Source organism: Paenibacillus sp. PDC88 (assembly GCF_900106725.1).
Taxonomy (GTDB): Bacteria; Bacillota; Bacilli; order Paenibacillales; family Paenibacillaceae; genus Paenibacillus; species Paenibacillus shunpengii.
Genome location: NZ_FNNT01000002.1, coordinates 775,249 through 789,395, shown reverse-complemented (window position 1 = coordinate 789,395; position 14,147 = coordinate 775,249). Strand labels below are relative to the sequence as shown.

The window sequence follows — 14,147 nt, the reverse complement described above, 5'->3', positions numbered from 1 at the left end:
TATCAAAATCGTAATGCACATCAACATAAAAAAGCCCCTTCGCTTTAGTGACGAAAGGACTCATTAGGCTCCGCTCTTATCGCGGATGAATAACTTAGAACTCCTGCTCTCTGTAAGCTTGTTACCGTCTAGGTGCGAAATAAATCCATCGGTTGACGACAAATTTCATTATCCTCTTTTATCACTAAAATGCTAAAATGCTTTTAAGCGTTAAACCGTGTGTGCAGACATCACTTTACACTAATTCATTACTCCTGTCAAAAATCCATTGACATTTTGGACAGCGAGCATAGTAGTAAAGGTACTCTAAGCTAAATGTCGATTATTAGGATCACAAACGATTATAGCGGACGTCTTACAAATTACTGGAGGTTATATGGGAAATATAAGATGAAGCTGCTCATATCCATGCCCGGCATTTCTCATCCCCGTATTCAGGTACGATCGAGGACCCGGTTACAGGCACAGCTTCTGGTGTATTGGGGGCTTACTATGCAAAGTATATCAAGAAGGAATTAGCTTCAACGTTCGAGCTGCTCATAGAACAAGGACAGGAGTTAGGTAAGGATGGCCGAGTAAGAGTAAATGTGACCGGCGGCGACACGATCGAGATCACGGGCAGTGCGGTTTATGTCAATGAATTCCCTGTGTTAATCTGAGCCAGCGGCTGATTCTTTCCAATGCTTCCTCCAGCTGAGCGAATGAAGAGGCATATGAGCATCGGACGAAACCCTCGCCGCCACTGCCAAACACTTGACCAGGGACCACGGCTACTTTACCCTCGTGGAGCAGCCTGCCTGCAAACTCCTGAGAACTCATTCCTGTCAACGTAATGTCTGGAAAGGCATAGAAGGCTCCCTTCGGTTGCCGGCAGGACAGACCCATTTCACTTAAGCTCTGAATGAACATTTTTCGCCGCTCATTATAAGCACGCTTCATTGCTTCTTTTTCTTCATGTCCGTTCCTTAGACATTCCATTGCGGCAATTTGCCCCATAATAGGTGCACATAAGGTCGTATATTGGTGAATCTTAACCATTTCCTGCAGGAGCTGCTTAGGTCCGCATAAATAACCTACTCGCCATCCTGTCATCGCGAATGCTTTGGAGAAGCCGCTGACCACCAGCGTTCGTTCTCTCATACCAGGCATTGATGCGATACTCTCATGATGACCATCATACGTGAGTTCAGCATACATTTCGTCCGTAATTACGATGAGGTTATGCTGTATTGCCAAGCGTACAATCGGCAGCCAATCTTCTTTCTTCATCACTGCACCTGTGGGATTACTAGGAAAATTGACGATCAAGGCTTTCGTTCTTGAAGTAATGGCCTGCTCTAGTAACTCTTCGTTCAGTTTAAAATCGTGCTTATAGAGCAGCTCCAGCTCAATCGGAACGCCACCGTTTAAACGTACAAGCGGTGAATAAGCCACGTAACCTGGCACAGGTATGACAACCTCATCACCCGGTGTTATAAGTGCGCGCAGTGCCAGATCAATTGCTTCACTACCGCCAACGGTGACGAGAATCTCATCTATAGGATCGTAGCTCATGTTAAAATACTCGTTCAAATATTCAGCAATTTCTTCCCGAAGCTCCATGAGTCCCTCATTGGGTGTATACATGGTTTTTCCATTGTTAAGTGCCTTAACACATGCTTCTATTGCTCGCTTAGGTGTAACGAAATCAGGTTCTCCAACACCTAGAGAGATCACCTCGGGATCTGCTTCGGCTGCGTTAAAAAATTGGCGTATTCCCGACGGAGGCATCGTCTGTACGACAGGGGATAGGAATCGGTTCTTAAGATTCATTATCATCGGTCCCCCCAATACGTACATTCTCTTTGCTTCTTTCCTTCAAGGAGGCTGTAATGATTCGATCCAGCAGCTCTTCGTACTCTATGCCAGCTGCTCTGGCGCTCTGCGGAAACAGACTCGTTGGAGTCATTCCCGGAAGCGTATTTACTTCTAACACATAGACCAATCCGTCCTTCAGCATAAGATCCACCCTGGCATATACGCTGCATTTTAGGGCCAAGCAGCATTTTAATGCCACGTCACTCACCTCGTTTTGCAGCACATCTGTGAGTTGAATGACCTGCTCCTCCGCTTCCCCTGCCTCATATTTGGACACATAGTCAAAAAACTCAGCATTGGGTTTAATCGATATGATCGGCAGAAGCTCACCGTCTAATATAGAGCAAGTTAGCTCCTCTCCTTCTATATACTGCTCTATCATGACATGACCGTCCCACTTCAATGCTGTTGCTACTGCTTCCTCAAGAAGCTCAGCCGAGCGAACAATTTGAGTTCCGATGCTCGACCCGCCGCTATTCGGCTTGACGACGACCGGAAATGCAATAGTTTCGAAATCTACGGTCGCCAGCTCTTCCAAGCTGCTAACATTCATCCAGTCCGGTGTACGAACACCTTCTTGCCTCAGCAGCTTCTTGCTCATGTCTTTATCCATACAAATACTGCTGGAGAGAACGCTGCTTCCTGTATATGGAATCCCCAATGTATCCAGGGTGGCCTGCACTCTTCCATCCTCACCAAAAGCTCCATGAAGTGCGAGCAGAGCGACGTCAATCCCTTCTGTCTTCGTGATCATGTCACGCTTATCCCTAATCTCAATTGGTATCGGACTATATTTGGATTGGTCCAGATGAACCATCATTTGCTTGCCTGTTTGGAGTGAAACTTCTCTTTCGGAAGATACTCCGCCCATCAAAATGCCAACCTTCACAACAATACCTCCCTTGAATTCATACGGTGCGGTTATGACAGCAGCTTCTCCGCACAGTAACCAATGATTTGGATTCCCTTCTGAATATCCCTTTCCGATACACGTGAGAACCCAAGCCGAAGTGTATTCTGACCCCTGCCGTCTGTATAAAAAATATCACCCGGTGTAAATAAAACCCCTTGTTCTGAGCAGAGCTTCAACAGCTCCCTTGTATCAAAGCCGGCTGCAAACTCAATAAATACGTGAAGCCCTCCATCACTTGACAGCTGATGTGCAGGCAGCCATTCTTTGCAGCTTCTGACGACCAGCTCGTATTTTCGCTTGTACTCCGCCTTCGCTCGTCTAAGATACTTCTCAAAATTGCCGTTATATAAATACTGATACAACAAGGATTGATCGAGCGTTGATGTGTGGATAGTTCGTGCACGCTTCACGCTCTCCAGATAATCAATCAAAGATTGATCAGCAAGAATCCACCCGACACGCAAACCGGGAAATAGTATTTTAGAGAAGCTCCCTATATAGATTACACTGTTGTTTCCACTACCCGCACTCACGACAAGCGGTGCAATATGCGATCCTGAATATCGGAGCTCCTCATTAAATCCGTCCTCGATAATGGGAACGTGATATTGATTAAGAAGCCGCAGCGCTTCTCTTCTTTTTGGATGAGACATGACGATACCTGTCGGATTATGATAAGAGGGTATAAGATAAGCCAAATCATAAGCTTGTGAGGCAAGCTCACGTGAAAGCTCCTTGAGATTGATTCCATCCCTCTCCATAGGCACTCCGGTAATCTTGTAACCATGCATTTTAAATGCTTTGATCGCTGTATGATGAGTAGGGTTCTCGCACAAAATCCGTCCGCTTCCTTGCTTGAAGCTGGACAATACCAGACTGAGTCCCTCCGTGAAACCACTCGTCACGAGCAGATCCTTACCCGCTAGGTCCACGCCTTTGTTCTCCATGTAGCTCAGCAGATATTCGATCAGCGGTTTGTAGCCTTTGGCGTAGCCGTAATTCAGAAGCACGTCTCCCTCTAATGACATTCGGTCCATAAAGGCCCTTTTTACATTTTGCAGATCAAACAGCTTCTCATCAGGTGCAATACTGGTAAAAGAAATGGCTTGTTTCTGTCCGCGAATACCATGCTTCATTAGATCATGTTCTTCGGCCAGCCTGGCATAGTCATTTAATTTCGTACTCCAGTTAATCTTCACATCGTGTGACTGAAATAGAGAATCCGAAGGTGCAGCAGACAGAGTAACGAAATGCCCCTGACCTTTCACAGTATAAATAAAACCATCCTCTTCAAGCCCCGAGTAAGCATTTATGACGGTATTACGGCTAACATGGAGGAGTCCGCATAGTTCACGGGTAGAAGGCAGCTTCTGATCACCTTGCAGCGCCCCTGTCGTTATTAGCCGTCTCATATAATCTTTGACCTGTATATAAGCCGGTCGCTCATTTGCAAGTACAAAATCCGAATACATTTCTCAGCAGCCCCTTCGACATCATCATCGCATATAATCTGTCAGACCACTAGATCCACGATGTCACATATTCTCGCTGGCAGTGGTTTGTTCTATTATAATAAAAAAGACCTTTCGATCACCTAATCGAATGGTCCGTCAACCTCACATTTATAGCTGTGTTTAGTAGTAATAAACGTTTATTTTTCAACCTCTATTACAAAATGATAAAATGCATCCCCATGAGATACTTGCTCATTCTCCTCATCCATCCACCAGACTCCATATGAATAATAATAAGTGCCTTCTTGAGTCGGAGCAGTAAAGGCGTTATTTTCAATACTTACTTCCTTATGAATATTCTCCCCGCTATATTGCTGCAGCGAACACTGATTGGGCTTAGGCTCATAGTTCATTACAAACTGTATCGCGGCTTCCGGTGATACCCTAAGCGGTGTTACATCTTGCAGCAGCTCTACAGGTCCCGCTGTATCTACACAGATTCCCTGATTATTGCTGGACCAGCAATATGTACCTAGCTTCGTATCGTAGAATTGATCTGCTATTTTGATCTGCACTCCAGGAGGCTTGTTCCCTGTAAGCGGAGAATGACTTGAACCCCCTTTTTCACATCCCGTCATGAGCGCTACACTGAATAATATAAGACATATGATCTTATGCATACTTACCTCCTTCATCATGATCTCCGTTATAAAGTATAGACTACATAATCTGCAATTTCGTTCCGTTCTAAATTGATATCTAACATATGTATTTACTACTTCAGAGCATAGTGCTAGCTTTGATAACAGAAGCATCGTTGGAATAGAGGTGAGTTATGCATTTAGATGAACTAATTCGCAGTGATATTTATGACAGCTCACAAATTCTTGCCGGAGCAGAAGGCATGTCTCGTCAGGTTGAAACCGTCAATATTATGGACACACCGGATATCATACATTTCCTGAAGCCAAATGAACTGCTGCTCACCAATGGGTTCTTTTTTAAGGCTGCGCCGGATACGTTACCCAAGCTGATCAGCGATATGCAGCAGTTGAAGTGCTCGGGAATCGCCATCAAAACAAAACGTTTCGGCATCACGATTCCGGATGACGTCATTGCTGAAGCAGAACGGCTGCAGTTCCCTATCATTGAGATCTCTGAATCCAAATTATCCCTGGGCGAGATATTGCAGCGGTCCACGAGTCTTATACTCGACAACAAAAATGAGGAATTACAATATGCGCTTCATATTCACAAGCGCTTCTGTGATATGTCGATGCAGGGCAAGAGCATTGCTGACCTCGTTGCCGCACTCGCAAAGCTGTTATCCTCCCCAATCGTGCTGCTGAACGACAAACGCCAGCTGATCGCAAGCTCGAATCTCCCTTCTTCCCAGCTTGAGGAAATAACCAGGATGATCGGATCTGCGCTCGATTCTACTCAGTTTGGTACTGCTTCTAGTACGTTTTGTTTATTGGAAACCAGGTTCCGTCATTATTCACATGTACTTCTCTATCCTGTCCATACTTACCGACTTGAAGGGTATCTTCTGTCATTTCACGGATCCCCATCACCTTCAAGACGTTATGGTCTAACGATGGAGCAGGCAGTGAATGTCATCGGGATGGAGCTGACTAAAGCACAGGCCGTGAAGGAACGCTCGAGGAGATACAAGAACGAATTCTTCTCTGATCTAATTGAAGGTTACTATAGTACAGAAGCTGAAGTGTTTCATTCTGGGAAGAAATTTGGATTAACTCCTAATGTGAACTGGGTTGTAGTAACTGCCAGAATAGACGAGCCTGATCGCACCCGCTCCTTACACAAGCGTGGTTCGAATCTGAATGAGCTGTCCATATCAGAAAGAGACGTGCAGTACGAATTCATTAAATGGCAGCTTCAAGGGCTTCGATATCCATTTAAGATGTTCACCAAGAATGACAATTTTGCAATCCTGCTTGCGATTGACGAGATCACATGGAATGAGCACCTTCTAATCGAAGAGCTGAGAGGGAGAGTTGATGCCTTATTCGATGATGCTGGGATCAGCATATCGATCGGAATAGGGAATCTCGTTACAAGTGTGCTGGATATCGGACTTTCTTATAACGAGGCAGTCAAAGCATTGCAGTATGGCTATCAGATGAACATGTATCGATTCGTCGAATCATTTCAATCCAAGGACACAGCCTACCTGTTCCGGATGCTGCCTCATGATGAACTGCGCCAATTCTATGAGGACACATTGCGCTCGTTCTATCAGGTGGACCCGCAGGAGCGCGAAGAATTACTGCGTACTTTAAGGGTTTTCTATGATACCCAGTGCCAGCTCGTGGAAACTTCCAAGCAGCTATATGTTCATCGAAACACCGTCGTATACCGATTGGATAAATGTGAGAAGATCACCGGACTCCGTTTGAAGGACCCTTCGACCAGCCTCCGCTTTCGAATGGCATTTGCCATAGAATCCATGATATTTCCTCAAGGTGGATTATAAGGAGCATGTTAGGAAGAACTAATCAACACAGAAGAAGAGCGCGCTCATGCTACAGGAAACAACATGGGACTGCGTAAGAAACCCGCCTGGCAGGCGGGTTTCTTGTCACACTCATTATTCATGTATACTAGTAATCCTCAGCCGTTTTGATAGGCCTCAGCATCTTTCCATTCTTCCAGACCGCTAAGGGTTTAGGTCGTTCAATCAGCAGTTCTCTCTCGGAAGCGACAGGAAACAGCGCAAGATCTGCAGTCTGTCCAGCTGAAATGCGGTAATTAAACATTCCGAGTACCTGTGCTGCCAGTGTTGTCCCCATTTTGACCAGCAGCTTGGCATCATTCTCACTTCCCATATATGCCGTATGAGCCAGAAGCCAGGCAATATCCATCACGTTACCGGTTCCGAACGGCGTAAAGGCATTACGGATATTGTTAGCGCCATAGAGGACATTCACTCCTTGTTCTAGCAGGAGTCTTACCGGAGTTAGTCCGCGGCGGACATTATCTGTATCCTGCCTTCCGTTCATATAGAGATCTGTAGCAGGCAAGGTAATGATGTGAACACCTGACTCAGCGATTTGCTGTGCACAGAGTACAGCCTCTTCTCTAGGCATCGCTCCGAGAGAGGTAACATGGCCTGCCGCTACACGGCCTTCATATCCGAATTCCTTCGTTCTACGGGCGATTTGCATGATCCCGCGGTCACAAGGATCTAGTGAAAAGTCGGCATGAAAATCAAGCGGGAGATCATATTCGGCAGCCAATCTGAATACAAAGCTTAAGTGTTCGTCCAGATCAGGATCCATATACGTAATTCCACCGACAGCATCAGCCCCGAGCTTGACTGCCTCCTTCATTAACTCAGCAGTTCCTGGTGCAGCATAGATGCCTTCTTGTGGAAAGGCCACGATGTTTAAGTCCATGCGGTCACTTACCCTGTCTTTTACCTCCAGCAAGCTCTCTATTGCCGATAGACCGAGGACGGGATCTACCTCAACATGACATCTGGCAGTTGTTACTCCATAAGAGTTTATTCTATAAGCTACATCCAAGGAACGTGCAATCATGTCTTGCTTGGTAAAGCCTTCCTTTAGCTTGACCGTCATCGCAATAGCTTCCTGCAGCGAGGCAGCTTCCTTTGGCATCCGATGGAGAAGCATTGCTTTTTCCATATGAATATGAGGTTCTATTAATCCAGGGATCAGCAGTCCGCCTCTAGCATCGATCTTCCTTTCATTGGAGATCAGATCTTCTTCTAATACGGACTCTAATGCTATGTCTTCACCTACCCGTGAACTTACTTGTTCAATATGCTCTCCACGTAAGGTAACGTCAAAAAACCCGGTTTGCTCTGGAAGTCGGCAATTATAAATGATTTGAACCTTATTGTGCTCGCTCCGATCATTCATTATCATCGGCTTAACGCTCTCTTCTGCCTTGTACCTGCCCTTATCCCGCCTGCAATCTTGCCATGGGACACTACCCACTCTCTTTCTGGTACTTTACACAAGGCGTGCTCTGCATTAATAGCGTCATTCACAAGCATGAAATCGGCGCGTTCACCTAATTTGGGCTCTATTGCTCCAACTGCTGTGTAGTTAAATGCTCCCAATAATTGCTCATCCTCGACCCAATGATATCGTTCAGCCAGTCTGGAGGTACGCTGAAGCATATCTCCATTACCATATGGAGACCAAGCATCGAGTACATTATCGGTACCGATCATTGTTGCTACGCCAAGTGAACGAAGCAAGGGCAAATTCGGCATCGGACGGTCAATGGGAACGCTGCTGATAATGGCTACACCCTGCTCTCTTAATTTGTCAGCGAGCCTACTGAGCTCCACATCCGAGATATGTCCCAAACCCCAGGCGTGACTTACCGCTACTCGATTCTTAAGTCCGGCTTGTGCCGTAAACTCTGTCATTCGCTCAATGGTATATACACCTAGGTGACCTGGATCATGCAAATGAATGTCTACACCGGCCTGATAGTCGACCGCGAGACCGAAGACTTCTTCTAAACAAGGATCAATTGCCTCATCCAGTCCGCCAGGGTCCACGGCTCCGACAAGGTCAGCACCCATCTGCATCGCTTCCCGCATCAGCGGCAGGGCATGTGAACGAATGAGCCCCTGCTGGGGAAAGGCGACAATTTCGATATCAATGGTGCCTTCATATTCCTCTCGAACTTTGAGTACGGCCTCCAGTGATTTGAGTCCAACCTCATGATCTACATCAACATGGGTTCGAATCTGGGTCGTACCTAACTGAAGCATGGTATCCAGCATGACTCTGGCCCGTTCTTCGACGCTCTGGGTCAGCTGCCCGAGCAGTTCTTTTTCCCGTCTCAATTGATTAGGCAGTGTATCAATGGTTTGACGCGAGTACCATTTCGGTTCATTCAAAAAATGCTTATCCAGATGACAGTGCATATCCTTCATAGCGGGAATGTATAATAAACCTTCTGCATCATGAGTATTTCCTCTCGAAGATCCTGCTGATGCTTGTTCGTGATGATAAGGAGTGATCGCGGAGAAACAGCCATTCTCTATCTCCAAATTATACAGCCGGCTGCCTACTCTTACTCTATTCCAAGTTGATATCAAGCAGATTCCCCCCTCTTATTCTGAAGCACGCCTTGATGAATGATCTTCACAGCTTGTGATCTTCTGGCTATAAATTCAGGAGAACACCGTGCCTCTGTCAGAATCATACTCGCATCATCACCTGCCTGCGGCCATACTCGATCGCCCGCGGCGCTGAGCGGCGTGATACCTCTCGTAATGTAACCTAGTGATTCTGCTAGAGAGCGCTCATCAATCCAGCTGTTATATTCGGCAAGCAGGCTAAGACGATCAATAATGCTTGCATTTCCAAAAGGACCCCACCAATCGAATATACTGTCACAGCCTAGATCTACCTGCACTCCCCTCGCCTTCAATTCCTCCAGAGGCGGGAGCGTCGTTCTTGCTCGCATCGTAGCAGCTGAGATTAGACGAACCCCACATGAGGCCATCCGTTCTGCCGTTTCTTGAGCTTCCGACAGCGTGACTCCTCCTAAGGCGAACCCATGACTAATAGCGACCCGATCTACCCACCCTGCTTCCTCCGTAAGTGAAAGCAGCTTATTTATCGTGTATAGTCCCAAATAGTCTGGATCGTGCAGATGAATATCAATGTCTGCATTCGCTTCTACCGCAATATCCATCATATCGGCCAGGGAGCGCTCGATGTTTCGATCGATGCCGCCAGGATCCAAGCCCCCAACATGAGTAGCACCATTCCTCATTGCTTCACGCATGAGCGCTGCTGCATTTGTCCTCAGTAGTCCTTGCTGTGGAAAAGCCACAATCTCATACGTAAGACGATCACGATAATCGTCTAGAACCTCCCGCACAATCTCGAGGTGTCTCAGTCCTACATACGGATCAATGTTCACATGAGTTCGAATATGAGTCGTACCGGCCTCCATGATTTTGTCTATCAGCAGACGGGCAGTTACTTCTACCGTATTTAGCTTGCCGGGCAGAATCTTCGCTTCCTCTTCGAGTCGATCAAGTAAATGAGCCGCCGGCTTTGCTGCCTTCCATTCCTCTCCATAATATGATTTATCCAGATGAAAATGGCTGTCAGCGATAGGCGGCAGAGCTAGCATTCCACCCCCCTCTATCTTGTCATGATGATCTTTGATCTGCTCTTCCGCCGAAACAATTTTTGCGATCTTTCCATTTTCGACGAATAAATGATATTGCTTCGTTAACGTTCTGACAGGAGTGCTATCCTCCACCTCATATCCATCTTCAAGTCTGATATTGACTAACCAATAGGCTTTATGCATCTGTTCTAATCTCCTATCTGCTCTGTCCTCGTTTATTCCGCATCTAAGTATTCTGTCGTGAACATTTCAGAAGCATCAAATTTTTCCTTCAGCAGGCCAGCGGTATGCAGCTGATCAATGAGTGTATTCCACCGTTCCTCAGTCATGTAACCTACCCCATGCTCTGCGGCGTCAAATCCATAAATATACTCTTTTAACGTTTGTTCTTGAAACTTCAGCGAATCGAAGGTCATATCCGGATTGAACTCATTAATGATCTTAAGAATATCGTCAGGAGAATCCTTGTAGTAAGACCAGCCTTCTACCATGGAAGACACGAAATCGCGCACCGTTTCTTCATTCTTATCCAAATATTCTCTCGTCGTGTAGAGCACATAATTATATGGATCATAGCCTGAATCCGAAATAAACTTAACTTCCGTTTCAATCCCCTGCTCCTTCATGAAATACGGTTCACCTGAGATATATACCTGTTCAGCGGACTCCTTGTCATTGATAAAATTCGTAGAATCGCCTAAGTAAGGAAGCTCTCTCACGTTGCTGAGATCATATTGTGACTTCAAGTAATCCCAGTACGGTATTCCGGTCTGAATATAGGCGGTTCGTCCATTCAGCTCTTCGAAGCTCTCAATCCCATGCCCCTTATGAAACATAAATGCTTGCGGGCTTCGCTGATTAAGAGCAGCCAGTGCGACCAGATCAATTCCTTGATTACGTGCGATGAGCACCTGATCTCCATGGGCAAGACCAAACTCTGCTTTGCCAGAAGCAACAATCTGAATGGAAGATACTTGAGGACCGCCGGGCTCAATCGTCACATCCAGTCCTTTCTCTTCGAAATATCCTTGATCTTTGGCAGCGTAGATCCCTCCATGCCCTGGAGCAGCAAACCAATTCAACACGACCTTTACTTCTTGGACTCCAGAAGCATTTGTCCCTCCGCAGCCGCTTAAAGCCGTGACGACAGCCACACTTGCCAGTAAACCCGTTACTTTTTTACCCAGCCACTTGATTCCCATATATTCTCCACCCTTTTCTCTGGAATTGATCTGTACCTTGAAGCAATTATAAATGTTATATTTCTTCACGTCTTTAGATCATGAATACAAAATAAGGGTGCATTTTTATTGGATTAGTACAAATATATTCATGTATATAACTTTATAAGTAATTTAATATAACATTAAAACTGAAAAGTAACGATTTATTCGTATATGCTGCTATTCTAATCAGATAGAATGGAACCACAAAAAGAGCCAAGGCAAATATGGCCTCGGCTCTCGTGAAGAATATCGTTATGCTATTTTCTTCTTAAGAATGTGATAAATTGCGATGACGATGATAAACCAGACCGGAGTTACAAACAAAGCGACTCTCGTATCTTCGGCCAGCCCCAAGATGACAAGCACAAAGGCAAGAAAGGCCAAGACCAAATAGTTAGAGAACGGATACAGCGGCAGCTTGAACTTATTGCTGCGTGCCAATTCCGGTTTCATCTTACGGTACCTCAAATGACTGATAATGATCATCGCCCAGACGAAAAGAAAACATACGGTCGAAATGCTCGTAATTAATGTAAATACTCCCTCCGGCATCACATAGTTTAAAATGACGGCGATTAATATGACCGCACAAGAGAAATACAAAGCATTTGAAGGCACGCTTCTCCTGTTCAGTTTACTTAGACGTTCAGGAGCATTCTCGTCCTTGGCCAAGGAATACACCATACGGCTCGTACTAAAAATAGCGCTGTTACAGGCTGAGGCCGCAGATGTTAGCACGACAAAATTAACGACTGCTGCTGCTGCAGTAATACCTACAGCCAGAAATACTTGAACAAACGGACTTTCATCCGGATTAATCGCATTCCATGGATAGATACTCATAATGATCAGCAGTGCACCAACATAGAAGATCAATATTCTAATGGGGATATTGTTGATTGCCTGCGGAATGACCTTTTCCGGATTCTCCGTCTCGCCCGCTGTCAGACCGACAAGCTCAATCCCTACAAAAGCAAATACTACCATTTGAAAGGATAGTAAAAAGCCGTGCATTCCATTCGGAAACATGCCTCCATGCGCCCACAAATTCGTGAAGCTGGAAGGACCCTGATCTGTAGAGAACCCTCTCACAATCATCACGATTCCAATGACGATGAGGGCTAGTATTGCGATAACTTTAATTAAGGCAAACCAGAATTCCATTTCACCAAACAGCTTCACGGTTGCCAAATTCATAATCAGCAGGATCACAAGCGCAATAAGTCCCGGCATCCATTGAGGGATCTCTGGAAACCAGAATTGAGTATATAGACCGACGGCCGTTAAGTCTGCCATGGCGATCGAAATCCAGCAGAACCAGTAGGTCCAGCCTGTGACAAAGGCGGCTCCATTTCCCATATAATCTTTAACAAAATCAACGAACGAGTGGTAATTCAGATTGCTTAATAACAATTCGCCGAGAGCCCGCATAATGAAAAATAATATGATGCCCGTTATTATGTAAGCAAATAGGATCGAGGGACCTGCTAAATGAATGGATTTGCCAGCACCCAGAAACAAGCCGGTACCAATTGCTCCACCTATGGCGATAAGCTGCACATGTCTGTTTTTTAACCCTCTTGTCAAATTCTCATCCTGTACCATGGGTTAGCTTCACTCTCTTTCTCTGGTGTCAATTCGGTTGACAGCTCAATCTCCCGTTTTTATATCATACTTGCTTCAGCTCTCAATTACATAGGTAAATGGAACGAATATGATAACTATATGGGCTTATCCTCCTGTATCCTGCTTATTATTACACATTGCGCTTAAGCTCATCCTTCCACATGTACATGATAAAAATAAAGCTTGAATGCATAAGCATCTCTGTCTTAAGGAAAACTTCCTACGTAAGGATTTAACTACAAATCTCAATCCAATATCATCATTTATGGGAGGTATTTCGTATGGCTAAGCCGGATAATCGCAAGGATAATGTTGAGCATTTGCAAAATGCAGTACAAAACACCATAGAGAACTACCGTGAAGCTGAGGGCTATCTCGAAGAGTTCGGAGATGAGATTCCTGCTCAGGAAAAAGCCCAAATTCAAGAGAAAAATGAACGCCGCAAGCATAGCATTTCCGGTTTCCGTGAGGAAATTAAGGATGAAGCCGATCATCAGTCACATTCTTAAGGTATTTTGCACTTTGACTCCAGAGGAGGTTTGCTTCATATGACAAAACAGGATCCACAGGAGCTGCTGCAGCAAAAGCACAAGCTGGATGAGCAGAAAGAACAGTTTACCAAATTTGCGCGCAGTGCATCAGGTCATACGGAACTAGAAGCAGGACAGGAATTCAGTACGGACCGCAAGCTTGATGATCAGAACCGCATGAAATCGGTCGAAAATAAAAGAGCTTGACTATATCTTGACCCGAGTAACCAAGCCGATCCCGTGTGGATCGGCTTAATTGATATATCAAGTCCTTGAAGAGCATAGGATTCCCCTCGGTTCATCTGTTATTGCTGAAAATTAGGTGTTGCAAATTCTGCAGAAGTGCATTATATTAATTGACGTATCAAATATTGACTACTCAAATATT

The 14,147-nt window shown here is 45.4% G+C and carries 12 protein-coding genes and 1 pseudogene; 4 read left to right on the top strand and 9 right to left on the bottom strand.

Annotated features, from left to right (window positions below):
• Nucleotides 1-389 precede the first annotated feature (389 nt).
• Nucleotides 390-659, top strand: a pseudogene (locus BLW49_RS10255) (PhzF family phenazine biosynthesis protein); the annotation flags it as partial.
• On the opposite strand, the gene BLW49_RS10250 reads toward BLW49_RS10255, so the two are convergent.
• The 4 genes from BLW49_RS10250 to BLW49_RS10235 form a co-directional block, all read right to left on the bottom strand.
• The gene (locus BLW49_RS10250) at nucleotides 634-1,812 is read right to left on the bottom strand and encodes an aminotransferase class I/II-fold pyridoxal phosphate-dependent enzyme (RefSeq protein WP_090724414.1); all 1,179 of its coding nucleotides are present in this window, start codon (nucleotides 1,810-1,812) and stop codon (nucleotides 634-636) included. The pseudogene BLW49_RS10255 and the gene BLW49_RS10250 overlap by 26 nt on opposite strands.
• Nucleotides 1,802-2,746, bottom strand: coding sequence for a D-alanine--D-alanine ligase (locus tag BLW49_RS10245; protein WP_090724413.1), 945 nt, complete (start codon nucleotides 2,744-2,746; stop codon nucleotides 1,802-1,804). Before BLW49_RS10245 ends, BLW49_RS10250 begins: the two co-directional genes overlap by 11 nt.
• Nucleotides 2,747-2,778: 32 nt before the next feature.
• Nucleotides 2,779-4,242 carry a MocR-like pyridoxine biosynthesis transcription factor PdxR gene (locus BLW49_RS10240; RefSeq protein WP_090724411.1) on the bottom strand — a complete coding sequence of 488 codons (1,464 nt, stop codon included), beginning with the start codon at nucleotides 4,240-4,242 and terminating at the stop codon, nucleotides 2,779-2,781.
• Nucleotides 4,243-4,421: 179 nt separating this feature from the next.
• Nucleotides 4,422-4,904 carry a hypothetical protein gene (locus BLW49_RS10235; protein ID WP_090724410.1) on the bottom strand — a complete coding sequence of 161 codons (483 nt, stop codon included), beginning with the start codon at nucleotides 4,902-4,904 and terminating at the stop codon, nucleotides 4,422-4,424.
• A 155-nt stretch (nucleotides 4,905-5,059) separates the two neighbouring features.
• Here BLW49_RS10235 and BLW49_RS10230 point away from each other — a divergent pair, with 155 nt between their 5' ends.
• Entirely contained in the window at nucleotides 5,060-6,721 is a 1,662-nt protein-coding gene (locus BLW49_RS10230; RefSeq protein ID WP_090724408.1) for a PucR family transcriptional regulator, read from the top strand.
• 127 nt (nucleotides 6,722-6,848) lie between these two features.
• Here the strand turns inward: BLW49_RS10230 and BLW49_RS10225 are convergent, their stop codons facing one another.
• From BLW49_RS10225 to BLW49_RS10205, 5 genes are all read right to left on the bottom strand, one after another.
• Nucleotides 6,849-8,135: an amidohydrolase family protein gene (locus tag BLW49_RS10225; RefSeq protein ID WP_090724406.1), complete on the bottom strand. Its 1,287-nt coding sequence runs from the start codon at nucleotides 8,133-8,135 to the stop codon at nucleotides 6,849-6,851.
• The gene (locus BLW49_RS10220; protein ID WP_090724405.1) at nucleotides 8,132-9,328 is read right to left on the bottom strand and encodes an amidohydrolase family protein; all 1,197 of its coding nucleotides are present in this window, start codon (nucleotides 9,326-9,328) and stop codon (nucleotides 8,132-8,134) included. Before BLW49_RS10220 ends, BLW49_RS10225 begins: the two co-directional genes overlap by 4 nt.
• Nucleotides 9,325-10,560 (bottom strand): amidohydrolase, encoded by a 1,236-nt coding sequence (locus tag BLW49_RS10215; protein WP_090724403.1) that lies wholly within the window; start codon nucleotides 10,558-10,560, stop codon nucleotides 9,325-9,327. The genes BLW49_RS10220 and BLW49_RS10215 overlap by 4 nt, the downstream gene beginning before the upstream one ends.
• 32 nt (nucleotides 10,561-10,592) lie before the next feature.
• Nucleotides 10,593-11,579 (bottom strand): ABC transporter substrate-binding protein, encoded by a 987-nt coding sequence (locus BLW49_RS10210; RefSeq protein WP_076313817.1) that lies wholly within the window; start codon nucleotides 11,577-11,579, stop codon nucleotides 10,593-10,595.
• A gap of 276 nt (nucleotides 11,580-11,855) precedes the next feature.
• Entirely contained in the window at nucleotides 11,856-13,208 is a 1,353-nt protein-coding gene (locus BLW49_RS10205; protein WP_090724401.1) for an amino acid permease, read from the bottom strand.
• A 302-nt stretch (nucleotides 13,209-13,510) separates the two neighbouring features.
• Here BLW49_RS10205 and tlp point away from each other — a divergent pair, with 302 nt between their 5' ends.
• Nucleotides 13,511-13,738: a small acid-soluble spore protein Tlp gene (tlp, locus tag BLW49_RS10200; protein ID WP_076313815.1), complete on the top strand. Its 228-nt coding sequence runs from the start codon at nucleotides 13,511-13,513 to the stop codon at nucleotides 13,736-13,738.
• A gap of 39 nt (nucleotides 13,739-13,777) precedes the next feature.
• A complete protein-coding gene (locus BLW49_RS10195; protein WP_047910314.1) occupies nucleotides 13,778-13,966 on the top strand; it encodes a hypothetical protein in 189 nt (62 codons plus the stop codon).
• Nucleotides 13,967-14,147: the final 181 nt, after the last annotated feature.